This window comes from Mesorhizobium sp. NPDC059025 (assembly GCF_042739655.1).
Taxonomy (GTDB): domain Bacteria; phylum Pseudomonadota; class Alphaproteobacteria; order Rhizobiales; family Rhizobiaceae; genus Mesorhizobium.
In genome coordinates this window covers 507,842-534,510 of sequence record NZ_JBHYIM010000001.1, presented here as the reverse complement: position 1 = coordinate 534,510, position 26,669 = coordinate 507,842, and the positions used below count along the sequence as shown (strand labels likewise).

At 62.1% G+C, this 26,669-nt stretch carries 24 protein-coding genes; 7 read left to right on the top strand and 17 right to left on the bottom strand.

Annotation, left to right across the window (positions count from 1 at the left end):
- Window positions 1–31: 31 nt before the first annotated feature.
- A complete protein-coding gene (gene rsmD, locus ACFWYE_RS02500) occupies window positions 32–586 on the bottom strand; it encodes a 16S rRNA (guanine(966)-N(2))-methyltransferase RsmD (protein ID WP_379109370.1) in 555 nt (184 codons plus the stop codon).
- Complete coding sequence (locus tag ACFWYE_RS02495; protein ID WP_379109369.1) at window positions 586–2,673, bottom strand: pseudouridine synthase; 2,088 nt, start codon at window positions 2,671–2,673, stop codon at window positions 586–588. The genes rsmD and ACFWYE_RS02495 overlap by 1 nt, the downstream gene beginning before the upstream one ends.
- A 234-nt stretch (window positions 2,674–2,907) precedes the next feature.
- Between ACFWYE_RS02495 and ACFWYE_RS02490 the strand changes: the two genes are divergently transcribed.
- Window positions 2,908–3,354 carry a nucleoside deaminase gene (locus ACFWYE_RS02490; protein ID WP_379109367.1) on the top strand — a complete coding sequence of 149 codons (447 nt, stop codon included), beginning with the start codon at window positions 2,908–2,910 and terminating at the stop codon, window positions 3,352–3,354.
- Window positions 3,355–3,423: 69 nt separating this feature from the next.
- Here ACFWYE_RS02490 and ACFWYE_RS02485 read toward each other — a convergent pair whose 3' ends face one another.
- The 3 genes from ACFWYE_RS02485 to ACFWYE_RS02475 form a co-directional block, all read right to left on the bottom strand.
- Window positions 3,424–4,104 carry a hypothetical protein gene (locus ACFWYE_RS02485; RefSeq protein ID WP_379070441.1) on the bottom strand — a complete coding sequence of 227 codons (681 nt, stop codon included), beginning with the start codon at window positions 4,102–4,104 and terminating at the stop codon, window positions 3,424–3,426.
- 194 nt (window positions 4,105–4,298) lie between these two features.
- Window positions 4,299–7,304 carry an isoleucine--tRNA ligase gene (ileS, locus tag ACFWYE_RS02480; RefSeq protein WP_379109365.1) on the bottom strand — a complete coding sequence of 1,002 codons (3,006 nt, stop codon included), beginning with the start codon at window positions 7,302–7,304 and terminating at the stop codon, window positions 4,299–4,301.
- Between the two features lie 238 nt (window positions 7,305–7,542).
- Window positions 7,543–8,352 carry a MipA/OmpV family protein gene (locus ACFWYE_RS02475; RefSeq protein ID WP_379070437.1) on the bottom strand — a complete coding sequence of 270 codons (810 nt, stop codon included), beginning with the start codon at window positions 8,350–8,352 and terminating at the stop codon, window positions 7,543–7,545.
- A 182-nt stretch (window positions 8,353–8,534) separates the two neighbouring features.
- On the opposite strand from ACFWYE_RS02475, the gene ACFWYE_RS02470 reads away from it, so the two are divergent.
- On the top strand, window positions 8,535–9,098 hold the full coding sequence (locus ACFWYE_RS02470; RefSeq protein ID WP_379070435.1) for an HdeD family acid-resistance protein: 564 nt from the start codon (window positions 8,535–8,537) through the stop codon (window positions 9,096–9,098).
- Window positions 9,099–9,145: 47 nt separating this feature from the next.
- Here the strand turns inward: ACFWYE_RS02470 and ACFWYE_RS02465 are convergent, their stop codons facing one another.
- Both ACFWYE_RS02465 and ACFWYE_RS02460 read right to left on the bottom strand, forming a co-directional pair.
- Window positions 9,146–10,129: a bifunctional riboflavin kinase/FAD synthetase gene (locus ACFWYE_RS02465; protein ID WP_379109364.1), complete on the bottom strand. Its 984-nt coding sequence runs from the start codon at window positions 10,127–10,129 to the stop codon at window positions 9,146–9,148.
- A 10-nt stretch (window positions 10,130–10,139) separates the two neighbouring features.
- The gene (locus tag ACFWYE_RS02460; RefSeq protein ID WP_379070430.1) at window positions 10,140–11,000 is read right to left on the bottom strand and encodes a TIGR01459 family HAD-type hydrolase; all 861 of its coding nucleotides are present in this window, start codon (window positions 10,998–11,000) and stop codon (window positions 10,140–10,142) included.
- A 300-nt stretch (window positions 11,001–11,300) separates the two neighbouring features.
- On the opposite strand from ACFWYE_RS02460, the gene ACFWYE_RS02455 reads away from it, so the two are divergent.
- Entirely contained in the window at window positions 11,301–11,885 is a 585-nt protein-coding gene (locus tag ACFWYE_RS02455) for a LysE family translocator (protein WP_379073028.1), read from the top strand.
- Window positions 11,886–11,911: 26 nt separating this feature from the next.
- Here the strand turns inward: ACFWYE_RS02455 and ACFWYE_RS02450 are convergent, their stop codons facing one another.
- Window positions 11,912–12,730: a DUF2189 domain-containing protein gene (locus tag ACFWYE_RS02450; RefSeq protein WP_379109363.1), complete on the bottom strand. Its 819-nt coding sequence runs from the start codon at window positions 12,728–12,730 to the stop codon at window positions 11,912–11,914.
- Between the two features lie 182 nt (window positions 12,731–12,912).
- Here ACFWYE_RS02450 and ACFWYE_RS02445 point away from each other — a divergent pair, with 182 nt between their 5' ends.
- Entirely contained in the window at window positions 12,913–13,434 is a 522-nt protein-coding gene (locus ACFWYE_RS02445; protein ID WP_379109362.1) for a CAP domain-containing protein, read from the top strand.
- 76 nt (window positions 13,435–13,510) lie between these two features.
- On the opposite strand, the gene ACFWYE_RS02440 is transcribed toward ACFWYE_RS02445, so the two are convergent.
- From ACFWYE_RS02440 to ACFWYE_RS02405, 8 genes are all read right to left on the bottom strand, one after another.
- Window positions 13,511–15,043, bottom strand: coding sequence for a DHA2 family efflux MFS transporter permease subunit (locus tag ACFWYE_RS02440; protein WP_379070421.1), 1,533 nt, complete (start codon window positions 15,041–15,043; stop codon window positions 13,511–13,513).
- 273 nt (window positions 15,044–15,316) lie between these two features.
- Window positions 15,317–16,498 carry an efflux RND transporter periplasmic adaptor subunit gene (locus ACFWYE_RS02435; RefSeq protein ID WP_379109360.1) on the bottom strand — a complete coding sequence of 394 codons (1,182 nt, stop codon included), beginning with the start codon at window positions 16,496–16,498 and terminating at the stop codon, window positions 15,317–15,319.
- Window positions 16,495–16,932, bottom strand: a complete 438-nt coding sequence (locus ACFWYE_RS02430) for a MarR family winged helix-turn-helix transcriptional regulator (protein WP_379070416.1) — start codon at window positions 16,930–16,932, stop codon at window positions 16,495–16,497. The genes ACFWYE_RS02435 and ACFWYE_RS02430 overlap by 4 nt, the downstream gene beginning before the upstream one ends.
- A gap of 272 nt (window positions 16,933–17,204) precedes the next feature.
- Window positions 17,205–17,729, bottom strand: coding sequence for an OsmC family protein (locus ACFWYE_RS02425; protein ID WP_379109358.1), 525 nt, complete (start codon window positions 17,727–17,729; stop codon window positions 17,205–17,207).
- Window positions 17,730–17,896: 167 nt separating this feature from the next.
- Entirely contained in the window at window positions 17,897–18,832 is a 936-nt protein-coding gene (locus ACFWYE_RS02420) for a GNAT family N-acetyltransferase (protein ID WP_379109356.1), read from the bottom strand.
- A 114-nt stretch (window positions 18,833–18,946) separates the two neighbouring features.
- Complete coding sequence (locus tag ACFWYE_RS02415; protein WP_379109355.1) at window positions 18,947–20,095, bottom strand: alanine racemase; 1,149 nt, start codon at window positions 20,093–20,095, stop codon at window positions 18,947–18,949.
- The gene (locus ACFWYE_RS02410; RefSeq protein WP_379109353.1) at window positions 20,095–21,378 is read right to left on the bottom strand and encodes a D-arabinono-1,4-lactone oxidase; all 1,284 of its coding nucleotides are present in this window, start codon (window positions 21,376–21,378) and stop codon (window positions 20,095–20,097) included. Before ACFWYE_RS02410 ends, ACFWYE_RS02415 begins: the two co-directional genes overlap by 1 nt.
- A 14-nt stretch (window positions 21,379–21,392) precedes the next feature.
- Entirely contained in the window at window positions 21,393–22,577 is a 1,185-nt protein-coding gene (locus tag ACFWYE_RS02405) for an MFS transporter (protein ID WP_379109351.1), read from the bottom strand.
- Window positions 22,578–22,712: 135 nt separating this feature from the next.
- Between ACFWYE_RS02405 and ACFWYE_RS02400 the strand changes: the two genes are divergently transcribed.
- A complete protein-coding gene (locus tag ACFWYE_RS02400) occupies window positions 22,713–23,348 on the top strand; it encodes a TetR family transcriptional regulator (protein ID WP_379109349.1) in 636 nt (211 codons plus the stop codon).
- 1 nt (window position 23,349) lies between these two features.
- Here the strand turns inward: ACFWYE_RS02400 and ACFWYE_RS02395 are convergent, their stop codons facing one another.
- The gene (locus ACFWYE_RS02395) at window positions 23,350–24,105 is read right to left on the bottom strand and encodes a class I SAM-dependent methyltransferase (RefSeq protein WP_379109347.1); all 756 of its coding nucleotides are present in this window, start codon (window positions 24,103–24,105) and stop codon (window positions 23,350–23,352) included.
- 327 nt (window positions 24,106–24,432) lie between these two features.
- On the opposite strand from ACFWYE_RS02395, the gene groES reads away from it, so the two are divergent.
- Complete coding sequence (gene groES, locus ACFWYE_RS02390) at window positions 24,433–24,729, top strand: co-chaperone GroES (protein WP_019173599.1); 297 nt, start codon at window positions 24,433–24,435, stop codon at window positions 24,727–24,729.
- Between the two features lie 63 nt (window positions 24,730–24,792).
- On the top strand, window positions 24,793–26,433 hold the full coding sequence (gene groL / locus ACFWYE_RS02385) for a chaperonin GroEL (protein WP_129414757.1): 1,641 nt from the start codon (window positions 24,793–24,795) through the stop codon (window positions 26,431–26,433).
- Window positions 26,434–26,669 lie beyond the last annotated feature (236 nt).

Below are 26,669 nucleotides of genomic sequence, written 5' to 3'. Positions count from 1 at the left end.
CGAAGTCAGGCCAGAGCGCGAAAAGGTCCAGTCAGGTGGCCTCGATGAAGCGAATGACGGTTTCGCCGTAGTTGCGTTCGTCGATCACAGAAAACCCTGGCCCCGGCTGGAAAAAGGCTGCGGCCGTCTCCTCGACCACGCAAAGCGCGCCCGGCACCAACCAGCCGCCAGCGCGTGCGGATTGCAGCGCCTGCTCGCCCAGGCCTTTGCCATAAGGCGGATCCGCGAACAGCAGGCCGAACGGCCCCATCGTCCCGGCCTCGCCGAGTTTGGTGGCATCGCGACGGAAAATCTTGGTACGGCCGGTAAGACCGAAGGCCTCGACATTGGAGCGGATCAATCCACGCCCTTCCGCCGATTCCTCGATGAAAACCGCATAAGAGGCACCGCGTGACAGCGCCTCGATACCGAGCGCACCGGTACCGGCGAAGAGGTCGAGAACGCGTGCCTCCTCCAGCTTCTCTCCAAACCGATGCGTCAGTACGTTGAACAATGCCTCCCGCGCGCGATCGGTGGTCGGGCGAATGGACTGGTCACGCGGTGTCGCCAGTGGCCGTCCGCGAAATTCACCGCCGACCACCCGCATCAGCGCGACCGTGGGCCTTTGCCAGGTCCCTTGCCGCGCGGAGCACCGCCCTTGTCGTCAAAGGAGCGACCACGCGAAGCACCCTTGCCAGTACTCGGCTTTTCCGATCGCTCCGCCTTGGCACCCTGCGGTCTCGCGCCAGGTGCCATCCAGACATTGGCGCGGCGCTGGCCGGGCGGATCTATCGGCCGTTGCTCGCGCTCGCCCTTCTTCGGGCCACGCTCGCCGAAGCCTTTGCCGGCGCCACCCTTGGCGAAGCCGCCACGATCGCCGAAGCCTCCACGGTCAGGCTTGGTCGAGAGCTTGCCGAGCGCCTCGTCCCGACTGCCTTCGCGCCGTTTGCGCGCTTTGATCAAGCCACCCTCACCGGCCGGCCGGTGGTCGCCATCACGCAGCGGCCTAGGCCGCGGTTTCTCTTCGGGACGCGGCTCGGTGCGGCGCACCGGCTTGTTCGAGAAAGGCATCGTGATATCGGCGTCGAAGTTGGCGCCGGCTTCCTCGATCAGGGTTTCACCCAGCTGTTCACGCAGCGTGCGGCCCTTGATCTCCTGCACGTGGCCTTCCGGCAATTCGCCGAGCTGGAACGGACCATAGGAAACGCGGATCAGCCGCGTCACCTCAAGGCCAAGCGCGCCGAGGATGTTCTTGACCTCGCGATTCTTGCCTTCGCGCAGGCCGATGGTCAGCCAGGCATTGGTGCCTTGCGTACGCTCCAGGGAAGCCTCAATGGCGCCATAGAAAACGCCGTCGACCGCGATGCCGTCCCTGAGATCGGCCAGCGCCTGTTCCTCGACCTTGCCGTGCACGCGCACGCGGTAGCGGCGGAGCCAGCCTGTGGCAGGCAACTCCAGCACGCGCGACAATCCACCGTCATTGGTAAGCAGCAGCAGGCCCTCGGTGTTGATATCGAGGCGGCCGATGGTCATCAGCCGCGGCAATTCGGCCGGCAGCACATCAAAGACGGTCTTGCGACCTTCCGGATCACGGTTGGTGGTGACCACGCCGGCCGGCTTGTGGAACAGGAACAGGCGAGTGCGCTCGATCGGTGGAATTTCGGTGCCGTCGAGATGGATGACGTCGTCCGGCGAAACGTTGAAGGCCGGTGACGTCAGTATCTGGCCGTTGACCCTGACGCGGCCGGCAGCGATCAGCTCCTCGGCGTCGCGTCGCGACGCGATGCCGGCGCGCGCAAGCCGCTTGGCTATGCGCTCGCCGTTCTCGACGGCTTCGACCGAAGCATGGGAGCGCGCGGCAGCTTCGCGGCGTGGTCCCTTGTCGAAGGGCCGCTTGGATGCGCCCCCTTCGCGCTTCTGGAACGGCTTGCGTTCGCCGTCGAACTCGTGCTTCGGGCGCTCGAAACGGCGTTCTCCCGCTTCCTTGTCGAAGCGACGCTCAGACCGTTCGCCTTCGAATTTGCGCTCACCGCGTTCGAAGCGGCCGGGACGTTGATTGCCCGAGCCATCGCGTTTTTCAAAGGGCTTGCGATCTGGACGAAAGCCGCCCTCAGGCCGCGGACCGCGCGGTCGGCCGCCACCAAAGTCGCGCTTAGGGCGCTCGGCATCGGCCGACCTGTCCTCGCGTGGCGCATAGGGTTTGCGCGGGCCGTCGCGCTTGACGAAAGGCTTGCCTTCGCCGCGCGCGCCTTGCTCGAAGGGCCGCTTGCCGTAGGAGCCACCGCCTTCGCGTTTCTCGTATGGCTTGCGATCTTGCCGGAAGTCACCTTCCGAGCGCGCGCTGCGAGGACGATCCGCGAAATCGCGCCTCGGCCTGTCGCCTTCCGCTGAACGGTCTTCGCGCGGCGCGTAGGGTTTGCGCGGGCCATCGCGCTTGACGAAAGGCTTGCCTTCGCCACGTGCGCCTTTCTCAAAAGGCCGCTTGCCGCCATCCTCCCGCTTCTGCCACGGCTTGCCGCCGCCCGGCTTGAAGTCGCCATGGGGCCGCTCGCCTGTGGCCTTGTCGCCGTCAAAACGCTTGGTAAACGGCTTCTTGCCAAAGCCAGGCTTTCCACCCTTACCGGGCTCGCGGCCGCGCGGACCGTCTGTTCTGGGACCACGCGAACGCGGCGGCTTGTTGTCTTTGTCGTCCATCTTGCCTTGCTCACCAGAGCTGGAATGCAATCGGCATTCCGCCCTATTCCCTTAATTTGTCGCACGGTCACGGCGTCGCGCGTCGGAAACGACGCGTCAGGACGCTATGACGCTTCTGTTGTGCGCGTGATCCGGTTCGAAAATCGATATCGGTTTTCGAAGTCGCGCGCTAGATAACAGGATCGCCGCCGGGTGGCGAGGACTATTCTAAGCCCATCAAGGAGCCGAAACAGGGTGAAACGACCGGATTTCACGGCAGTCGCGCTAAAAGAAGCCGAGGCTGCCGCTGCGCGCGGTGAAGTGCCGGTCGGCGCGGTCGTCGTGCAGGGCAATACGATTGTTGCCGCCGCAGGCAATCGCACTCGGGAACTGTCGGACCCGACCGCGCACGCGGAAATCCTGGCAATCCGCGAAGCCTGCCGGAGACTTGCCAGTGAAAGGCTGACAGACCACGATCTCTACGTAACCCTGGAACCTTGCGTCATGTGCGCGGGCGCGATCTCGTTCGCCCGGCTGCGTCGGCTCTATTTCGGCGCTGCCGACGAAAAAGGCGGCGCAATCGTCAACGGACCGCGCTTCTTCTCGGCTCCCACCTGCCATCATGTTCCGGATGTCTACGCAGGGTTCGCCGAAACGCAATCCTCAGCCATGCTCAAAGACTTCTTCCGGGATCGCCGCTAGAGCACGCTGCCTCAACGAAAAACGCCGCTGCAAGGCAGCGGCGTCGTGTTTCAAAAGCCTTTCAGCGGCCTAATTCCACCAGTCGAACCAGCCTGACTTGCCGCTCTTGGCCTGGGCTTCCTTTTTCAGGCGCCGTTCCTTCTTGTATTCGTCCTCACCCAGATCGCCCTGCGGAGCGCTATCGGCAGCCGTGCGGTAAACCACCGGCGGATCCGTCAGGAAACGGCGGGTGGTCGGCGTGCTTTGCTGGCTTGCAGCCACGCGCTTCGCCACTTCCGCGCGGCGGGAAACGGCCTGACCGCTGTCGGGAGCTGGCGGGTGGCTTGAACCCGATTCGGCCATCGCCTTGCGCACGGCAACCGGATCGGTCTGAACATCGTCGCCAACGATGCCTGGTTCGTAATTCGGATTGTTTTCGTTGGCAGTCGCCTCAGCCCGCAGGCGCGCCCGGCGCTGTTCCGGCGATTCCGGCCATTCGCCGCTTGCGGTCTGGGTGATGGAGTCCTGCGGTGCCGGCAGCGCTTCCTTCGTACCCGGCTTCGGCTTCACCAGCGTCGCACGCGGTTTGTAGTCGATGGCATCGCGCTTTGGCGGCTGCAGTGAGATCGCGTTCGAGACGTCGCCAAGCAACTGTTCGCCCGCCGGCGTGCCTGTACCGTAGGTCGGCGAACCGACGCAGCCAGCCAGCGCAAAGCCGGACACCATGAGCGGCACCAGAACCAGCGCACGCGCGCGGTGTCTTTCGGTCATGCTGATTTTTGTCACTCTCGACCTCTGGCCAGCCCCGGTGGCCCGGAAATGAAAACGCTATGCGCTCATTCAACGGGAATCCGGCGATAGTTTGTCATTGTTGTTCGTCGGAATTTCGCGTCTTTACCTCAACGCCGGGTTAAGGGCAACGCCGGCAGCTGTACTACCACCGGCATTGCAACACCTCCAACACCCTAAAAACGGCCGAGCGCCTTCATTTCCCGCAAGGCTGCCGCGTCACGCGCCGATACGTCCGGATAGGCCGCGTCGGAGCCGACATCGGCAGTGTACCGCCACGAACGCGCGCATTTGACCAGACCGCGATCTTCCGCCTTGGCGATGACGACCGCGACACCGGGCACTTCGCGCAGTGCGAAAGCATCGGCAGGGGCAGCATCGTGCGAAATGACGAGGTCAGACGTGATGCTGATCTCGGCCAGGTCGATACCAGCAAGAGCCGCTTCCAGGCTAGCATCGCCGAGATAAACGACCGGCACCGCTTCCAGCGAAGAGCCGATGGTCTTCTTCGCGCGTTCCAGTTCCAGAGCGCCCGTAACAACGCTGCGCACTTGCCGCACCTTGCGCCATTTCTCGGCCAGCGCGTCGTTGCGCCAGGCGGAAGGCACTGCCGGCATCTGCTCCAGATGCAGCGATTCGGCTTGCGGGTTACGGTCCAGCCAGGCCTCTTCCGTGGTGAAGGGCAAAAGCGGCGCCAACCACTTCACCAGGCAGTCGAACAGATGGCGCACCACCTGCACGGATGCCTTGCGCTTCACGCTGGAAGGCGCGTCGCAGTAGAGCGCGTCCTTGCGAATGTCGAAATAGAAGGCCGAGAGCTCGACAACCATGAAGTCTAGCAGCGCGCGCGTGATGCGCTTGAACTCAAAGGCGTCAAAGCCCGAACGCACCAGTTCGTCGAGTTCGGCCAGCCGGTGCAGCATCAGCCGCTCCAGTTCCGGCATTTCGGTAAGCGGCACTTCAGCGCCGTCATCATGCGCCAGCGTGCCCAGCATCCAGCGGATGGTGTTGCGCAGCTTGCGATAGGCATCGATGTTGGTCTGCAGAATGGTCTTGCCGAGCCGCTGGTCCTCCCAATAATCGGTCGTTGCCACCCACAGGCGCAGGATGTCGGCGCCGGACTGCTTGATGACATCCTGCGGCACAACGGTGTTGCCGAGCGATTTCGACATCTTGCGGCCTTCCTCGTCCATGGTGAAGCCATGGGTGACGACCGTATCGTAGGGCGCCCTGCCCCTCGTGCCGCAGCTTTCCAGCAGCGAGGAATGGAACCAGCCCCGGTGCTGGTCGGAACCTTCAAGATAGACGTCGGCCGGCCATTTCAGGTCGGGACGGTCCTCCAGCGTGAACGTGTGGGTCGAACCGGAATCGAACCAGACGTCCAGGATGTCCATCACCTGCGTCCACGGCTCATTGGCGCGCGAACCCAGGAAGCGCTCGCGTGCGCCTTCGGCGAACCAGGCATCCGCCCCTTCCGTCTCGAAGGCCTCGACGATACGGGCATTGACCGCCTCGTCCTTCAGCACATTGCCGTCGACGTCGGCGAAGACGGCGATCGGCACACCCCAGGCACGCTGGCGCGACAGCACCCAGTCGGGGCGCTCCTCGATCATGGAACGCAGGCGCGTCTGGCCGGCGGCCGGAACAAAACGCGTGTCATCGATCGCCTTCAGCGCCCGGCTGCGCAGCGTGCTGCCGTCGTCGAGTTCCTTGTCCATATAGACGAACCACTGCGGCGTGTTCCGGAAGATGATCGGCTTCTTCGAACGCCACGAGTGCGGATATTGGTGCTTCAGACGTCCGCGTGCGAACAGCGCATTCACCGCGATCAGCGCCTCGATGACGGCCTTGTTGGCGTCGCCCTTCTTGCCGTTGTCGTCGATAACGCGCGCAGGGCCGCCCTCGCGGTCCGGACCAAAACCCGGCGCGTCCTTGGTGTAGAAGCCGGCGTCATCGACCGGGAACGGGATCGCGACGTCGATGCCTTGCTTGCGCAGCTCCGGCGCAGCATCCATCCAGGCCTCGAAGTCTTCGCGGCCATGGCTGGGGGCCGTGTGCACGAAACCGGTACCGGCATCGTCGGTGACGTGGTCGCCGGCGACCATCGGCACGACGAACTCGTAACCGCCGCCAAGGCCTTTCAGGGGATGAGAAAGCGTAAAGCTGCTAAGCTGTTCCGCCGAGACGCTGCGGAGCCGCTTCATCGTCACCTTTGCCTTTGCCGACGCATCCTCGGCAAGCGCGTCGGCAAAGATCAGCTTCTCGCCGGGTTGCGGACCAAAGTCGTTCTCTGCCGCCGTAACTTCGTAGAGGCCGTAGGCGACGCGCGGCGAATAGGCGACCGCGCGGTTACCTGGAATTGTCCAAGGCGTGGTTGTCCAGATGACAACATTTGCAGCGAGAATCTCGTTGAGATTTACCTCCGCGTCCTCAAACGCGGCATCCATCGAGTTAGCAAAGCCCTCTGGATCACTCTGACCGAGAGCACCCAAAACCGGGAACTTCACCCAGATCGTGTCGCTCTCATAGTCCTGGTATTCGATCTCGGCTTCGGCCAGCGCGGTGCGTTCCACCACCGACCACATCACAGGCTTGGAGCCGCGATAGAGCTGGTCGCTTGCCGCGAATTTCAGCAATTCGCCGGCGATGCGCGCTTCCGCATGGTAGGCCATGGTGGTGTACGGGTTGTCGAAATCACCGACCACGCCGAGACGCTGGAATTCATCGCCCTGCACCTTGATCCACTTTTCGGCATAGGCGCGACATTCCTGGCGGAATGCCACCATCGCAGCCGGCTGTGTCAGATCCGGCTTGGACTTGCCTTTGGAACGGTAATTCTCTTCCTCGATCTTCCATTCGATCGGCAGGCCATGGCAGTCCCAGCCCGGCACATAGTTGGAGTCGAAACCGCGCATCTGGAACGAGCGGACGATGATGTCCTTCAGGATCTTGTTCAGCGCATGCCCGATATGGATGTTGCCGTTGGCGTAGGGAGGACCGTCGTGCAGCACATATTTCGGGCGGCCGGCAGCGGTTTCGCGCAGGCGCTTGTAGAGGTCCATGTCCTGCCAGCGCTTGACCAGCACCGGCTCCCTTTCCGGCAAGCCGGCGCGCATCGGGAATTCCGTCTGCGGCAGATAAAGGGTCTTCGAATAGTCGAGGGTTTCAGCTTTGTCGTTCATCGATCTGCCATATGCGTTGCCCGTCGGCACGAGCCTCGAGCGTTGGAACTAGCATGTTCTGGAAAAAGCGCGAGGGTTGCCCGCGCAAAAAGTCCCGGCGGCTCCGACGACCTCAGGCCGTCCGGAACACCGGGCCACTAATTCGTATCGCGATGCCGCGAAGGCGCGAGAAAGCTGTCATGGCCGCGCTTTTAACGGATAAGCGCACAGGAATAAAGCGCTTCGCTGCCGTATTTGGCTAAAGCTTGAAGTCGAAGCGATAGCTGGTCGAAATGCCGAAGGTGAACTGATCCTTCGAGCCATTCTGCCTGACCAGGCTGGAATCGGCCGCCGGACCTGTCAGTCGGCTATACTCACCAAACAGGCTCGCAGTGATGGGATCGGTCACCTTCCAGGTAACGGCACCGCCAACGCCGACAGATTTCAGGCCGCCACCCGGCTTGTATTCGGCAAGGCCGGTGGCCGCGGATTCAGCAGCATTGACGCCATAATAGGCATCGAAATAGCTGGCTGAAGCAAACGACATGCGCGGACCGCCGGAAATACGCACTTCCGGGGTGACGTCATAAAAGGCGTCGGCGGCAAAATCGGCGACGACACCGTGATGCGCACGGAACCCCTGCCGGACCTCACCACGCACGCGTAGCCAATCGAGCGGGTAAAATTCGGCGAACCCGCCGACTTCGCCGCCCCAGCGTACCGGATCCAGCCCTTCCAGCCCCTGCGTGTCGCTGTCACGGCGCAACAGGAGCTTGCCGTTCAAACCGGCGCGGAAATTGCCGTTGTCGTAGAGGCCGAGCGAAATGTTGTCGTTACGGGACGAAAATTTCGTGTCGCCGCCCGCCTTGCCAAGCGAGATGATCGGCTCGGCACCAAGCAGATATTTCTTGCCGCCTTCGAAGTTCGGAGCGACCAGACCGGTGACGCCGACCTCGAGATACCAGTCACCGCGTATCCAGCCGAAGAAGTCACCTTCGGCGCGCGCGCTGGCCGGCGCAAAAAAAACGACAGCGGCGATAGCCGCCGGGAGGGACTTTGCAGGACTCATCACAACACCATGCACAACTCACCGTTGCGTTGTCTATGCGGGCCTCTTGGTAAAATTTGATTTAAATCCCCGTTTCTCAAACACATTCGGTTTCGGCCCCGTCACTGGACGCCATATTGGCACGGCATTGGCACGGCGTTATCGTCCGCTCTGTGACAGGCACAACCTTGGAGAGGACGGCCATGACCCTGCCCACGGACGAACTGAAGAATGTGATCGGCGAAGCCCGCTCCAAATGGGGATGGTTCGTGGCACTCGGCGTTCTGTTGCTGGTCTTTGGCGGCATCGCCTTCGGCAACCTGTTCATCGCCACCGTAGCATCGGTCTATTTCGTGGGCTGGCTGATGTTGATGGCCGGCGCCATCGAAATCATCCACGCCTTCGGCGTAAAGACGTGGGGGCGCTTCTTCTACTGGCTGCTCAGTGGCCTGCTCTATGCGGTGGCCGGCTTCTTCGCCTTCTACAATCCACTGCTCGCTTCCACCGTCTTCACCCTGCTGCTGGCAATAGCGCTGGTGGCCGCAGGCCTGATCCGCGCCTCGATCGGCTATCAGCATCGAGCCGAGAAGGGTTCGGGCTGGATCATCGCCGGTGGTGTCATCACGGCACTGGCGGGACTTCTGATTGCACTGCAATGGCCAGTCAACAGCCTCTGGGTACTCGGCCTGTTCCTGGCGATCGACCTGGTCTTCCAGGGCTGGACCTACATCGCCTTTGGTTTGGCCCTGAAGAGCAGCAGGACCTAGCCCGATCGATTATCGTCCGTTGCGCGTCCGCAGGGACGCGCAACGTTCTAGAACGCAATCTTGGCGTCAAGGACCGACAGCGGCCTGACACCGGCCAGAAGCGCCCTCGCCTCCACTTCGTCATGCTTCATCTGGGCAACCAGCGGATCGAGGCCTTCGAACTTCACCTCGCCGCGCAGGTAGGCAAACAGCGAAACCTCGCAGGTTTCACCATAGAGGCTGTCCGAGAAATCGAACAGGAAGGTTTCCAGCAGCGGCGCGCCATCGTCGTCCACTGTCGGGCGGCGGCCGAAACTGGCGACTCCGTCGTGGATCGAACCGTCGTGTCGACGGAACCGGACGGCATAAATGCCTTCCTTCAGAATTGTTTGTGGCGGAAGCTTCATGTTTGCCGTCGGAAAGCCGAGCGTGCGGCCAAGCTGCTGCCCGCCGATCACTTCGCTTTCGACCGTAAAGCGGTAGCCAAGCAGGCCCGCCGCCTCTTCAGGCTTGCCTTCCGTGAGCAAGGCGCGGATCCGGCTCGAGGAGATAACCTCCGTGCCTTCATCGCAAAACGCCTCGACCTGCACGACGCCAAAGCCGAGGCTTTGGCCGGCGGCAGCGAGAAAGGCGGGACCGCCCTGGCGGTCCTTGCCGAAATGAAAGTCGAAGCCTGTGACGGCGCAGGAAATGCCGAGATTGCGCTCGAGGATATCGGTGATGAAGGACTCCGCCGAACGATGCGAGAACTCATGCGTGAATTCCTGCTCGATCACCGCATCGAAGCCCAAATCGGACAACAATCTGGCTTTTACCGGCGGCGGCGTCAGCACGAACAAGGGCACGTCCGGCCGAAAGACGGTGCGCGGATGCGGCTCGAAAGTCAGCACCAGCGCCGGCACGCCACGCCGCTGCGCTTCGTCGAGAGCCTGCTGCAGAACGGCCTGATGACCGCGATGAACGCCGTCGAAATTGCCGATTGCGACAACGCCGCCGCGCAGTCGCGACGGCAGCACCGTGTCACCTTCAATGCGTTCGAACGGCCTGTTCATGCCGGCCTTCCTATTTCAGCCGCGGCATGACGGCAACCGGACGATAGCCGTGCTTTTCGAGGAAGGCAGCAAGCTGAACCGGGTCGGGCCGCAGCGGATCGCCATAGTCACGTGCGTGGATGCCGCCGGAGATGTAAAGGACATCGAAGCCATTGTCGGCGCCACCCTTCACATCGGTCATCATGCCGTCGCCAATGGCCAGGGCACGGCTTCGAGGAATTTCGCGGCGGAGCACTTCCGCGGCGGCCTTCATCGCAGCAGCATAGATCGGCGCATGCGGCTTGCCGGCGATCAGCGTGCGGCCGCCCAGTTGCGCATAGTCGCGAGCAAGCGCGCCGGCGCACCAGATCAGCCTTTCGCCGCGCTCGACGATGATGTCGGGATTGGCGCAGATGAATGGCAGGTTGCGAGCGCGCAGCCTGGTCAACATCTCCGCATAGTCTTCCGGTGTCTCGGCCTCGTCATCGAACATGCCAGTGCAGACGACCACCTGCGCCTCGAATTCCTCGGAGATTTCCACGTCGAGCCCATCATAGATGTTCATGTCGCGGTCGGGACCGAGGTGGAACACCTTGCGTGGTCCCTCGGCGATCAGGTCGCGCGTGACATCGCCGGAACTGACAACACGATCGAAAGCGCCGTCCGGCACGCCGATCAGCCGCATCTGGGTGATCACATCCGCACTGCGGCGCGGCGAGTTGGTGATCAGCACGACAGCAACACCAGCCTTGCGCGCTTCGGCCAAGGCAGCCGCCGCCGCGGGGAAATGCGTCTCGCCATTGTGGACCACCCCCCACACGTCGCACAGCAGCGCATCGTAGCGGCCTGACACAGCGGTCAACGTCTCGATCGTCTCTAAAAGGTCCGTCATGGCATCCCTGGAAAAAGGCCGCGGTCTAGGGTCTCCGGCCATCAGTTTGGGGCACCAGACACGGCCAGGACGGCTCCGAATTAGCCGAAGCGTTCCCGCCTGTCACCAGCTTTTGCCGCGACCCGCCAGTGGCCAAAAGGAGGAACCCGCGCTGGCGCAATCAACCGGCGGGACGCGCCCTTGCGCCACGCACGGCAAAGATGCAGTTTCCGCCGACGCCGACAGATTGGCGTCTTTCCCTGGGGGACAGCCGTGCCCGATACCGCCAATCACATCGCTTTCGCGTTGATCTGCCTCGGCATGGTGCTGACGCCCGGTCCCAACATGGTCTACCTGATCTCCCGTTCGCTCTCGCAAGGGCCGAAGGCAGGTTTGATTTCGCTGGGCGGCGTTGCCGTCGGCTTCCTGTTTTATGTTTTCTCCGCGGCATTCGGCATCACCGCGCTGCTGCTTGCCGTGCCTTATGCTTATGATGCCTTGCGGCTCGCCGGGGCACTCTATCTGCTCTATCTTGCCTGGCAGGCCTTGAGGCCTGGCGGTCGCTCGCCCTTCCAGGTGCGCGAGCTTCCACGTGACCGGCCACGCAAGCTGTTCATGATGGGATTGATGACCAACCTTTTGAATCCGAAGGTCGCGGTGCTTTATCTCTCGCTGCTGCCGCAGTTCATTGATCCGGAAAAAGGCCAGGTGCTGTCGCAGCTTCTTGTGCTGGGCGTAACCCAGATCTCGATCAGCCTGTCGGTCAACGCCATCATTGCCGTGACGGCAGGCTCCATCGCGGTGTTCCTGGCTGGCCGTCCGCTGTGGATGCTCATCCAGCGCTGGCTGATGGGGACGGTGCTGGCCGCGCTGGCTGTCCGGATGGCGACCGAAAGCCAGCGCTGAACTACCCAACAAGGCCGAGCAGATCGTTACATCGGGCGCCGGTCAACTCTTGGCTCCGGCTCGACCACCTTGCGATAGAGGTGCCAGGTGGCATGGCCAAGGATCGGCATGACAATGGCGAGGCCGGCGAAGATCGGGATCGAGCCGATCACCAGAAGCACAGCCACGATCAGGCCCCACGCCAGCATCGGCACCGGGTTCATGACGACCGCGCGCACCGAGGTGTCGATGGCGGAGACCACGCCGACATCACGGTCGAGCAGAAGCGGGAAAGCGATGACCGTCGTGGCCAGCACCACCAGCGCGAAAAGGAAACCGGTGAGGTTACCCCAAAGGATCAGCCCAAGCCCCTGCCCGGTGGTCAGCACATCACGGATGAAGGTACCCATCGCCACCGGCGGCTGTTCGCCGAAATAAGCCGTGTAGATGGACTGCGCGGTGAACAGCCAGAGCAGGAAAATCGCCATCAGCATGATACCGATGACCGCGATGGACGGCAGCGCCGGCGAATGGCGCACATCGAGAGCGCGCTTCCAGGATGTATCCATACCGCGCTCGCGCCGCCGCGACATCTCGTAGAGACCGATAGCCGCAAAAGGGCCGACCAGCGCAAAGCCGGTCATCAGCGGATAGATGAGCTGGATCGCGTTCGTGCCGGACGACCATTCCGTCAGGATCAGGCCGACGATCGGATAGATCAGACCCAGAAAGACATAATGCGACGGCTTGGCCCAGAAATCTTCGGCACCGCGCTTCAGCGCATCGAAAAGATCCGAGATGGTGATGCGGCGCACCGTGGGCAATTCAAGCCCATGTGCACCTGCCATGACGTGAAAACCGGCCATTACCCTCCTCCCGTCGGGTTGGAGGGCGGTCATCGCCAGGATGGCCGCCCGGGGCTGCCACTCAATCAATAAAAGGATCCTAGCAGTTTTCGCCGATATTGTCGCGCTGCCGCCATCACAGATTGTTGAGGCCGGCCACGCTCTGCCTGCTAAAAGCCATGATCACCCTTATGGGAGATTTGATGCTCTCCTCTTTCACCCCTTCATCATCGGCAGATCATATCCCCCGGCTTTCCCGCCGTGCCTTCATGACACTCACCGGCAGCGGACTGCTCGTCGCGCTCGCTGGCTGCGGCACGGTGCGCCCGACCGGCGAAGGCGGCGGCGCTTCATCGTCGGCCTCCGGACTGGTCGGAAAGATCCGCTCCAGCGCGGGACTGCCGGCGATGGCACCGGATTCGCAGCTCGAACAGGCTGCCCTGCAGCAGGCGCGCTACATGGCGGCTGCCGGCCGCATGGAGCACACAACCGGCTGGGGCAAGGATTTCGCCTCGCGTGTATCCGACAACGGGATTGAAGGGGCCGCCGCCGAAAACATCGCGCAAGGCCGAATGGACCTCGCCCGCCTGTTCGACATGTGGATGAACTCGCCGCCACACCGGCGCAACATGCTCGACCCACGCTTCACACGCTTCGGCCTCGCCTATGTGGCAGACGCCAAGCGACCGGACTGGCGCTACTGGGCGCTGCTGATGGGGAAGTAGTCGGCAGTCGGAGTGCGGTCGACTATCGCGGCTGCAACAAGTTTCTACCCGACTGCCGATGCCTATTCCCGACTGCCTAGTCCATATGCACCGCCGGTGCACCACCGGCCGGCGCCTGTTTGGGCGATCGCAGCAGCAACAGCAGCGGGATAGCGCATGCCGTGACGAGCGCCATCAGCTTGAAGTCCGAGACGTAGGAGATCATCTGCGCCTGGATGTTGACCAGACCATCGACCTGCGACAGTGCGGTCCGGTCACCCATCGCCGCGGTGGGGTTGGCAAGCCACAAGTTCGGATTGAATGGGTTGATGAAGGCCGACAATTCGACGTGATTGATCTGCGTGTTCTGCGTCAGCACCGCCGTAAACGCCGAGATGCCGATCGAGGAACCTATATTGCGGACCAGCGTGAACAGCGATGTCGCGTCCGGCAGATTGGCCGGATTGAGCGTCGAAAACGCCATGGTCGAAATCGGTACGAACACCAGACCAAGCCCCAGGCCCTGGACGATACCCGACGTGACGATTGGCCAGGCATCCATCTGCGGCGTGAAGGCTGACATCATGTAGAATGAATAGGCTGTGAGCAGCATGCCGATGAAGATCAGCTTTTTCGGATCGACCATCTTCATCAGGCGTCCGACCGCCAGCATCGAGATCATGGTGCCGACGCCGCGTGGTGCCATCACCATGCCTGTCGTCACCGTCGGATAACCGAAGATTGCCGACAGCATCGGCGGCAGCAGCGCCATGCCGGCGAGCAGGATAACGCCGATGATGAAGATGAACACCAGCGCCGCCGCGAAATTGCGATCGCGGAAGATCTTGGCATCGATGAATGGCCGTTCTGCGGTGACGGTGTGGACGATGAATACCCAGAAGCCGATCAATGCCAGTCCGGTCTCGATCCAGATCTCGGTCGAGGAAAACCAGTCTGCGTCCGGCCCACGATCCAGCATCAGCTGCAACGCACCGACACCGAGCGACAACATGGCGAAGCCGAAGAAATCGAAGCCCCGCACGCGCTTCGGGATGCTTGGCAGGAACGCGGCCATGCCAAGGAAGGCGATGATGCCGACCGGCAGGTTGATCAGGAACACCCAGCGCCAGTTGTAGCTGTCGGTCAACCAGCCGCCCAAGGTCGGACCGACCACGGGGCCGACCATGATGCCGGCACCCCAGATCGCCATCGCCTGCCCGCGCCGCTCCTTGGGATTGATGTCCATCAGGAAGAGCTGCGACAAAGGCACGATGGACGCGCCGAACACGCCCTGCATCAGGCGGAACAGCACCATCGTCTCCAGGCTCCAGGCGATACCGCACAGGAGCGAGAAGGCGACGAAGCCGACGACCGAACCAAGGAACAGCTCCTTGCGCCCGAACTTGTCCGACAGCCACCCCGTCATCGGCGTGACGATGGCCGCAGCGACGATGTAGGATGTCAGCACCCAGTTGATGGTATCGGGCGAAGCACCGAGGTCGCCCGACATCGACGGCAACGCAACGTTGGCGATCGTTGTGTCCAGCACCTGCATGACCGTCGCCGCCATGATGGCGACGGTGGCCAATCCGCGGTTCGGGACTTCCCGAAAGGTTTGATCTGCACTCATGGCAATATCGTCCAATGCGGAATGATCAGCGACCTGAAGGCTTTCCGGGCGGCAGGCGACCCAATTCGGGGAAGATGCCAGCCGTTTTGGGGGTTAACGGTTGGCGCCCAGCTTGTGAGTGCCTGCCGCCCGGAAACTCTTGGCGGGTGGCGACGAAGGATGATCCGTCCTGACGGCACATTCGCACCGCCCCAACCTGCATCACCTGCCGCGCCGGCCCGCCGGCAAACCGATCCTCTTTGTAAAAATGCGTTCCGGCTCTATCGAGCCGTCTTACTTGGCCTCGCCCGCGAAAGCCTTGCCGAACAGGCCGCCGAAACCGCGCGAGACCCCGGTGTCAACGGTGACGGAAGCGCTCATGCCGGCGCGCAGCGCGAGCTCGGCATTCTTGTCGTCGAGCTGCAGGCGCACGGGAATGCGTTGCGTGACCTTGACCCAGTTGCCGGTGGCATTCTGTGCCGGCAGCAGCGAGAACTGCGCGCCGGTACCGGCGCCGATGGCCTGGACCGTCGCCTCGAAGGTCTTGTCCGGATAGGTGTCGAGCACAACCTCGGCCTTCTGACCCGGCTTCATGCGTGTCAGCTGCGTTTCCTTGAAGTTGGCATCGATCCAGGTATCGCCGGTCTCGACAAGCGCGAACAGCGGCGTGCCGACGCCGACATACTGGCCGACGCGGAAGGACGCGGCTTTGTAGGCAACACCATCATCGGGCGCCCTTACCGTCGCCTGGGAAAGGTCGAAAGCAGCCTTGTCGCGTGCAGCAAGCGCTGCAAGCACGGTCGGATGCTGGTCGGTGACAATATCCGGATTGCCGTCAAGAGCTGCCTTGGCGCTGTCGATGCCCTGGACCGCGACGGAGAGATCCTGCTTGGCCTTATCAAGGTCATTGCGGGTCTGGTCGAGGGTGGATTGCGGGTTGATGCCCTTCTTCACCAGGTCGACGGCACGATCATATTGCGACTGCGCGTAGGTGACTTCACTCGACGCCGACAATTCCTTGGCCTGAGCCTGCCTGTAGGCGGAACGCAACTGCTCGACACCGAGCCGTGCATTGGCAACCGCAGCATCGGCCTGTGCAAGTGCTATCTTGTAGGGTTCGGGGTCGACGGCGAACAGCACGTCGCCCTTTTTGACCGGCTTGTTGTCGGCGACATTCACTTCGACGATCCGGCCCGGAACATTGGCAGCGATCGAAAGCGTCGCCTGCTGCAGGTTGGCGTTTTCGGTCTCTTCGTAGCGACCACCGGTCACGTAATAATAGCCGCCGGCCGCAACCAGGATGAGCGGCACCGAAACCATCAGGAAGAAGCGAAGGCTGCGGGACTTCTTCTTCTGCGGCACCGCAAGCGTTTCCACCGGAGGCGGCGCCGCTATGGCCGGCTGGGCAGCCGGGGTCGGCTGTTCCATATCGAGCTTGGCAGCATCTTTCTCATCGATCTTGGACACGGCGTTCATTGGGGTGCACTTTCTAAGGTCTTGGCTTCGGTGCCGTCTTCAACGTCTTGGGAGGACGTTATGTTGTTGTTCAGGTTCTCGATGACCCTCTCGAGCCCCTGCATGATGATCTTCTGGTCGGCCTTCGATATGCCGGCGAAAGCTTCTTCGGTGACTTCACCGACAAAACTCTTCACGTAGACAAAGGCTTCCCGCCCGAGCTCAGTCAGAAAAATCGCACGCACGCGACGATCATTGACATCAGCCCGGCGTTCGACCCAGCCGCCCTGCTCCATGCGATCGAGCATGCGTGAAACGCTGATCGGCTCGATTTCGAGAAACTCGGCAATACGGGCCTGGGTCGTGCCTTCTTCCTTCGCGACCCAGAACAGCAGCCGCCACTGGGCGGCGGAAAGATGCGTATCGATCGCCATCTGCTCCAGCCGCTTGCGCAACAGCCGGCCCACTGTGTGGACCAGAAAGCCAAGCGTATGTTCCGTGTTCGAAGTCATGAGCGTGAGATATAATAAGCATGCTTACTATTCAAGCCGGTCACACAAGACGTGATCAGGCAAATTTGCATGACAGCCATGCGCGTACACGAGAACATCCTGACAGAAGGGCATACGCACGGCGGCATGGGAAAAGGGCCGAACCTCGCAGCTCGACCCTGACAAATTCTCAAACTGGACTAAGGCCAGGTAGTTCGCTGGCTGAGCTTAGCGCCTTACTCCGCCGCCACCTGCCGCACCTTTGTGGTGAGCCGCAAATCGACCGGGGTCGGGTTGCGAAGAATATCGAGGACAGGACAATGGCGGTCGACGGTTTCCTTGAGCCGGGCGATATCGGCTTCCGGGGCCGGGCTGTCCAGGTGGACCTCGGCGCTGATGCGCTGATAGCCCGGCCGAACCTCCGGGTCGACATCGAAGAAACCGCGCAGGTCGATATCGCCGCTCAACTGCACCGACACGCTGTCGAGCGGAATGCCAAGTGCGTCAGCGTAAAGGCGGTACGTGATCTCCTGGCATGAACCGAGCGCCGCCAGGATGTACTCGACCGGGTTTGGGGCCGTATCCTGACCGGCCAGCGCAGGCGGTTCGTCGACAGCGACACTGAACTGGCGGATCGCCACATTCGAACGGAACCCGTCGGCAAGCTCGGAACGCGCCTGGAAGGCAACCGTAGCCTGGCTGGCGTCGGCGCCAAGTGCACTTTGCGTGTTGTCGAAAACGTCCTTGAAACGGAAAGCCATCACTCATCTCCAGCCCGACTGCATCGAATGTTCGAAGTGTCGCGCTTCAGCTCGAGCGGGAAAAGCAAAGCGATGCCTCGTACGCGGTCGGCGCGGGTACGGTCATGCGCTTGGCTCCCGCAAGAACGGAACAATGTTGCGAACCGGACCGTACGCACTCGATCCGCCTAGAGCTCCAGGTTCCAGATCTGGCCGACCAGTTCCTTGCCAAAGGACGTGTGGCGCTCCTCCTTGGCCAGCTTGAAGCCTGCGTCCTGATAGATGCGTCGCGCGGCAACAAGAATGTCGTTGGTCCACAAGGTCAGCGTCTGGTAGCCTCGCGAGCGGGCGAATGCGATGCATTCATCCACCAGTCGCCTGCCGATGCCAAGTCCGCGCGCGGATGGCTCGACGTAAAGCAGCCTGAGCTTCGCCACGTCGTCGGATTGGTGCACGGCGAAGATCGACCCAACCACCTCTCCATTGCGCTCCGCGACCCAGGCACGCTCTTTCTTCGGGTCATACGCCCTGACGAAACCGACCAGGATTTCGGCAACCAACGCCTCATAGGTTTCGTCCCAGCCATGCTCCTGCGCGTAAAGCAGGCCTTGCCGGTGGGTGATCCAGCCGACATCACCAGTCTGCAGCGGCCGCAGGATATAGGGCACCTTGGGCTCAGTCTCGTCACCCAACAGCCGCATGATCGTCATCATCGCCGTCACCAGCGTCTCGCGACGCTCAGCTGGCAGCCGGTCCAGCATCGTGCTGACTTCATTGCTGGAGGCTTCATCCAGGCCGGCGAATGTCCGCCTGCCCGCATCGGTCAGCGCGATTGCCGATTGCCTGGCATCGTCAGCCTGCGCCTGACGCAGCACCAACCCGCGTTCCTCGAACTTCTTGAGCATGCGGCTGAGATAGCCGGCATCGAGCCCAAGCTCACGTCCGAGCTCTGCGGCGCTCTGGCCGTCGCGCTGGGCCAGGTCGAACAGCACCCGCGCCTCGCTCAGTGAAAACGGGCTCTTTAACAGCACCTCCTCCAGCAGGCCGATCTGACGCGTGTAAAAGCGGTTGAAGGCGCGCACGCAGGCAACCTGCTCGTCATTCGGGCTGGAAAAAGCAGACATGGGAACCTCGATGGCATCAGTGGACTGCGTCAACGGAATTGTTGACTGAGTCAAATATATAAATGCCTGAGGCAACCATCAAGCCCTATCACGGGGCTTTTCATGGCGACGGCGTCAACCCACCGGCAAAACCGGCCATTGTTCGATGACATGTCCCTGCGAAAACACTGCGATGGTGCCGAACTGCTGCAGGACGAATTCGGACTGTGTGGGACGCAGAAAGAAAAAATCGTCCGGCTGGAGCATCGCATCGGCTGGCAGTGCCATGAACTGCTGGTTGGAGGACTGACCGAGTGTAGCCTCCTCCCGTGCTCCTTCGGGAAAGACCGGCTTCGCCATCCACTTGCCGCCATAGATGTAGCAGCCGCGACGTGGAAACCGGCCAAGCACTTGCAGCGCCCGGCCAACGAAAGCCGGGCCCGGCAGTTGCGCTTCCACCACCTTCAACACCGGCGTCGCGATGAACGCCGCCGGCCGGAAGCCGGCAAGGCCAGCGGTATCGAAGTCGCTCGGCAGCACGAATGCCGAACCGATCGACACTTCGTTCGCCTGCGTCCGCGCCCCATGCAATAGCGCGGTTTTCGAGCCACCGGTGTTCAGGATCTGCCGCTCGTCGGGCCCGAGACAAGCGACGAAAGCCTGGAATGCGGCGACCGATTGCGCCAACGCTTTTTCCGGCCCACCGAACAGGTTCGGAATATGTGGCGCATGCGCCTCGTAGCCCATGATACCTTCGCAGCGCAGCAAGGGATGCTGGCGTACCCGCTGCAGCGCCAGGGACAGCGCTCCCGGTTCAGCAATGCCGCCGCGATGCAGGCCGATATCAACCTCGAAGGCAATACGCAGCTCACAGCCCAGCGCCTCGGCCATCACCCTATATTGCTCAAGCCGCGCTTCCGTGTCGATCAGCCAGCAGACGCGCCTCCACTCATCGTCCTTGCGCGCGAGAGCCTGCCGGGCCGCTTCGATCGGCATCGGCTTGCCGAACAGCAGGTCCGCCTTTGGAAAGGCCTTGAGAACAGCCTCGCTGATCGGGAGGTGGAAGGTCATGAACCGCGACGAGCCCAAGGCATCGGCAACGCGCGAAAGCAGTGGCAGGCAAGCCAGCGACTTGTCGACCAGCCGGAGCGCGAGTTCAGGCGCCAGCTTCTGCCGGGTCAGCGAAACATTGCCGTCGAGCCGATCGCGGTCCAGCACAAGGCTGGGCCTGAACAGGCCGGCTTCACGCAACGCCGCCGTCATGGTCTGAAAATAGCCATCCATCACGTCAACCCGAACAGGTCTGCCATATAAGGCGAAACGAAACGACCATGCGGATCGATGTCGCGGCGCACGTCCATCGCATCGTTCCAGCGCGGATAGAGCGCCTGGAAATCCACAGCCTTCAGGCCGTGCATCTTTCCCCAATGCGGGCGCCCGCCATATTTGCGGAAAATCGGCTCCGCCGCGTGCATGAAGGGCAGCGGATCGCTGGCCGCATCATGATGGATCGCAATCGAGCAGGTCGGCCGCCTGTAGAAGGGGCTCAGCCAGAATTCATCGGCAGCGACAGAACGGACCTCCATCGGGAAATAGACCTCCGGAAAGTGCTTTTCCGTCAGCTCGATGATTTCGGCCAACGCCTTGGGTCCTTCCTCGAAAGGCAGGTGATATTCCATTTCGTTGAAACGGGTGCGGCGGTCGCTGGCGTAGACATTGAGCCAATCCTGCACGTAATCCTCCGCCGGCAACCTGGCCATGACGGAGCGGATGATCAATCCGCGTAGCCACGGTGCCCAACGCAGCGCCGTGCGCAGCTTGCGCAGCGTAGCCAGGCCTTCCTCATCTTCTTCCGGCGGTCTTGGGCTGACCGGCTTGTCTGACAGGTCGCTCGCGATGAACTGCGCATGGCCGGAAAAGGGAACATAGTAGAATTCGGCGGACCGGTGCGCGCCCATCATTGGCTCGAACTGCTCCAGCATTTCCTTGATCGGCAGCACCCATTTGCGCCGGTGCAGTCTGTAGGTCGGGATGTTCTTCAACGCGACTTCCGTCAACACTCCGAAGCTTCCGAGCGCCACACCTGTGGCATGGATCATGTCGCGATCCTTCTCCAGCGTCAGTTCGCGCAACTCGCCTCGCCCGTCGATGAACTGTGTCGCCTGGAGCTGCGTGTGATAGGCACCGAGCATGCGGCCCGATCCGTGCGTCGCGGTGCCGAGCGCACCGCCGATTGCCTGCTTGTCGATGTCGCCCATATTGGGCAGACCCTGGCCGACCTCCTGCAGCTGCGGCATCAGCGAACCGAGCCTGGTACCCGCACGAACGCGCGCGACGGCGGCGGCCTTGTCATGCGAAACCAGCCCTTCGAACTTTTCCAGCGACAGCATTGTGCCATCGGTACTGGCAAGTGGCGTGAAGGAGTGCCCTGCCCCGACGACGCGGAGCGGACCTGGTGCGGTCTTCACCGCCTCGGCGACGCCGTCGAGGCTCTCTGGGGTCGATATCTGCTGCGGAAAGCCTGCGACAAAGCCCGACCAGTTCGTCCAGCGCATCGGCTTGATCATCAGCGATCCCCGCTTCAGGCCGCTGCGCGGCGACGCGACAGAGCGACAAACAGACCAAGCAGAACCACGGAGGCAATGACGCTGGCCGCGGCGAATTCCGGGACGGCACGGAAATCGCCTTCGTCGATGAGCAATGAGGCAGCGACCGGCCCGAGTGCCAGCCCGAACAGTTGCGCTGCCGGCACCAGCAGCGCCGCCGTGCGGGTCTCGTCGGAAGTGATGGCCAACCGTATCTGGTAGGGAACGATGAAGAGCAGAATGAAACCCATGGCCAGCGCGGCTGCCCAGAAGGTGGTCAGGGCCGGACCACTGGCCAGAACCGTGCAGGCAAGCACGGCAACCACCCCGACACTCACGATAGCGAGCCGATAGTCGATGCGCGCCTCGAAGACGGTTGCCGTTATCGCACCGAGTATCTGCGCGGCGAGACTGGCCGAGACGATCAGACCGACCGTGCGGCCGTCGATGCCATATTGTGCGCCGAGCGGCTCCAGGAAGGCCCACACCGAACCGAAGAACATGAAGTAGCAGAAGATGGAAAGCAGCGCGGTGATGGCGCCAGGCGTCAGCACATTCGAGAAACGCTCGTCTTTTGGAAGGTCCGCATATTCATCCGGCACCGCACGGGCAACCGCGAGTGAGAGCACGCAGACCACAGCCAGCGTGACGAACCCGCCGCCTGCACCAGAGGCCGGGATCACGGCGAGTGCCAGCAACAGCGCCAGAACGCATTGGGCCAGGGTCTGCAGCGACACGAAATAACCGCCGATGCGCTCCGCTCTGCGCGAGCGCGCGATCAGTTCGGTCGCCACCGCCACCAGGCCGCCTTCGGCCAAGCCAGCCAAGGCGCGAGCAGCAATCAGCGTGTTCGCGCTCGCAGCATAGGCTGTCCACACATTGGCCAGCGCCAGGAGCAAGAGCAGGATCGTGCTCTTCCCGCGCATGTTGCGCGCCGGGAGCGCCATTGCCACGACAGCCGAGCCGATACCGATGGTGATCAGCTCCGCGGTTGCCACCAGGGCCAGCTCATCGCCGCTGACATGGCCTTGCGTGAAGAGCGCGCCGAGCAGAACCGGCTGCAGCCCGAGAACAAGCAGGCCAACCGAACCGATCCACAAAGCTGCGGCGAGCTGCCGTTGTGTCGGATTGCCAACGAGCCAGTCTCCGTCTGCAGCATGCGCGGAATTCGTCGAGTCCACAGGCGCCTCCCAACGTCCGTTGCCTCAAGCCAAAAGCTGACAATCAATCAGCATCTTGAAAACTGATACATAATCATCTTTCTTGTCAATGCGGATTTGGTGACGAGGATCCATCAGAGTGTGGACAGCCGGCTCATGAAACAGCCCAAGCCTACAGCCGCCGGGTCGCAGTTGCGGCGCCGGCCGAAGCAGGAACGCAGCCGCGAGCGCATCGATGCCATCCTGGCCACCGCCAAGCGGCTGATCGGCGAAAAAGGTATCGACGCCGTCACCATGAAAGAAGTCGGCGCGCTGGCGGGCGGCCCGATTGCCACCGTCTATCACTATTTCCCGAACAAATCGGCGATCCTGGCCACGCTTTACGAACGCTTCTCGGAAGTCACGCGCACGCGACAGCGGGATATCGCTGCCGGCATCGATGGGCTGGAAAGCATGATCGCGGCTTCAGACAGGATGCTCGACGACTACTACGAACGCGTCGCTGGCGATCCCGCCATCCTAGATCTGCAGCATGCCATCCAGGCCGACAAGGCGCTGCAGAATCTCGACATCGCCGAAACACATCACCAGGCGAACATCTTCTGCGACAAAGTCGTCCATCTGTTGAAAGCACAGCGGCAGGAGGAATTCAGGTGCATGGTGTTCCTGTTCTTCCAGCTCGCCGGTGGCGTGGTGCGATTGGCGCTGACACAGGATGGAATGCAGGGACAACGCACGATCGACGATTACAAATCGATCATTCACGGCCAGTTGCGCGCATTTTTCGACTAGATCAGGCCGTGGCCACGACGATGTGGGCCTGGATCTTGGCGGCAACCTCACCCTGCCCATGCCTTTCCGCAATCACCCTTGCGACATGGTCGGTGGCAGCGTCCAGTTTTCCTGCATCCCTGGCCTCGATTTCCGTGCGCAGCACGGTTCCCTTGCAATAGGCGACGGCGGGAAGCAGCGGCGAGGATGCACGGCTCTGCTCCGCCCTTGTATCGATTTCGACGCGAGAGAACCCCGCGCGCTCCACGTCACGGCGGATCTGTTCCTTGTCGTGATAGCCGTGTGGCGTGCGTGCCAGGAAACGCGGTGGGTCGTCTGGAAAAACTTGGGCGAGAGCGTTCGTCACATCATTCGCAAGAACATTCTCCTCGATGCGATCCCATACGCTGAACAGGAAATGCCCACCGGGCCCCAGCACGCGTTTTGCCTCGCGATAGGCCGCGACGCGGTCTGGGAAGAACATCGCCCCGAATTGACAGCAAACGAGATCGAAGGCGGCATCCGCGAAAGGCAACGCCAGGGCGTCTGCCTGCAGCCAGGTGACACGGCTGTCTGGCCCTTGCCTCGAGGCAGCGTAGTCCAGCATCGGCTGGTTGAGATCGGTCACCACATATCTGGCATCAGGAGACAATTGTGGCGCCAGCGCGCGGGTGACCGCTCCGGTGCCAGCAGCGATTTCCAAAACAGCGCCGGGCGAGAGGGAAACAATGCGTCGTGCGAGATCCACGGCATATGGCTCAAAAATCAACGGCACCATGTGGCGATCATAGTTTTCCGGTATTGAGCCCGCGAAGACCTAGTCCGCATTAGGCATGGCCATCACCCGCCGTTCATGGACGGCGTGAGATTAGCATATTTTGCTCATGCTGGATCGGTGTGGCCGGCGAGCATGCTGCAGGGACGACTGCAGCCGGGACAAAACACCGATTTCATGCGGCCAGATGCCGCGCCGCACCTTGACTCTCATGATGGGCGGGATTATCTCACCGCCACGTTAGCACTCACCCACAGAGAGTGCTAACCGAAGGTCCGGCAGGGCCGGACGGAGGAAATTCTTTCTCACCTTTCGCACCGAGGAAATCAAATGGCAAAGTCGAAGTTCCGCCCGCTTCATGACCGCGTGGTCGTTCGCCGGGTTGAATCCGAAGAAAAGACGGCTGGCGGGATCATCATCCCCGACACCGCCAAGGAAAAGCCGCAGGAAGGCGAAGTCATCGCCGTCGGCTCGGGCGCTCGTGACGAGGCCGGCAAGCTGGTTCCGCTGGATGTCAAGGCCGGCGACCGCGTCCTGTTCGGCAAGTGGTCGGGCACCGAAGTGAAGCTCAATGGCGAAGACCTTCTGATCATGAAGGAATCCGACATCATGGGCATCATCGGCTGATCACCGGCGTCTCATCCGCACCATCCAATCTTGATTTCGGGCGCTTAAGCCCAGGAGTAAAAAATGGCTGCTAAAGAAGTAAAATTCTCCCGTGATGCCCGCGAGCGCATGCTGCGCGGCGTCAACATCCTCGCCGACGCGGTGAAGGTCACCCTCGGTCCGAAGGGCCGCAACGTCGTCATCGACAAGTCGTTCGGCGCTCCGCGCATCACCAAGGACGGCGTCACCGTCGCCAAGGAAATCGAACTTGAGGACAAGTTCGAGAACATGGGCGCCCAGATGGTCCGCGAAGTCGCTTCGAAGACCAACGACATCGCCGGCGACGGCACCACGACCGCGACCGTTCTCGCCCAGGCGATCGTGCAGGAAGGCGCCAAGTCGGTTGCCGCCGGCATGAACCCGATGGACCTGAAGCGCGGTATCGACCTCGCCGTGGTTGAAGTCGTTGCCGCCCTCGGCAAGGCTTCGAAGAAGATCAAGACCTCCGAGGAAGTCGCGCAGGTCGGCACCATCTCGGCCAACGGCGACGAGTCGGTCGGCAAGATGATCGCCGAAGCGATGCAGAAGGTCGGCAACGAAGGTGTCATCACCGTTGAGGAAGCCAAGACCGCCGAGACCGAGCTGGAAGTCGTCGAAGGCATGCAGTTCGACCGCGGCTACCTATCGCCGTACTTCATCACCAACCCGGACAAGATGATCGCCGAGCTCGAGGACGCCTACATCCTCCTGCACGAGAAGAAGCTGTCCAACCTTCAGGCCATGCTCCCGGTTCTCGAGGCCGTCGTGCAGACCTCCAAGCCGCTCCTCATCATCTCGGAAGACGTCGAAGGCGAGGCCCTGGCCACGCTGGTCGTCAACAAGCTGCGTGGCGGCCTGAAGATCGCTGCCGTCAAGGCTCCGGGCTTCGGCGATCGCCGCAAGGCCATGCTGGAAGACATCGCCATCCTCACCGGTGGCCAGGTCATCTCGGAAGACCTCGGCATCAAGCTCGAAAGCGTGACGCTCAACATGCTCGGCCGGGCCAAGAAGGTCCGTATCGAGAAGGAGAACACCACGATCGTCGACGGCGCCGGCAAGAAGGCCGAGATCCAGGGCCGCGTTGCCCAGATCAAGCAGCAGATCGAAGAGACCACCTCGGACTACGACCGTGAGAAGCTCCAGGAGCGTCTCGCCAAGCTGGCTGGCGGCGTTGCCGTCATCCGCGTCGGCGGTGCGACCGAAGTGGAAGTGAAGGAAAAGAAGGACCGCGTCGACGACGCCCTGAACGCCACCCGCGCTGCGGTGGAAGAAGGCATCGTTGCGGGCGGCGGCGTCGCCCTGCTGCGCGCCACCCAGGCCATCAAGTCGGCCGGCATCAACGCCGACCAGGCTGCTGGCATCGCGATCGTCCGTCGCGCCCTTCAGGCTCCGATCCGTCAGATCGCCTCGAATGCAGGCGCTGAAGCTTCGATCGTCGCCGGCAAGGTGCTCGAGAACAAGGGCGCGACCTACGGCTACAATGCCCAGACCGGCGAATACGGCGACATGATCGCTTTCGGTATCGTCGATCCGGTCAAGGTTGTCCGCACCGCTCTGCAGGACGCCGCTTCGGTTGCCGGCCTGCTGGTCACCACCGAGGCCATGATCGCCGAAGCTCCGAAGAAGGACGCTCCAGCTCCGGCCATGCCTGGCGGCATGGGCGGCATGGGCGGCATGGATTTCTAAGAAAATCCATAAAGCACGCCCATGAGCTGACAATACTCAAGCCCGCAAGCGGGCTTGAGTGGCGGCATGGACTTCTAAGCCCAGCCAAACGGCTCAAGCCTACGAAGGGCGGCAGAAATGCCGCCCTTTTTCTTTGAGAAAGTCGTTTTCTGCTGCTGATTGTGGCACTACCGGCATCGGAACAATTTTCACGATCTGCCGGTAAGTGCCGGCAATGATATGGTTTTTTAACGAAG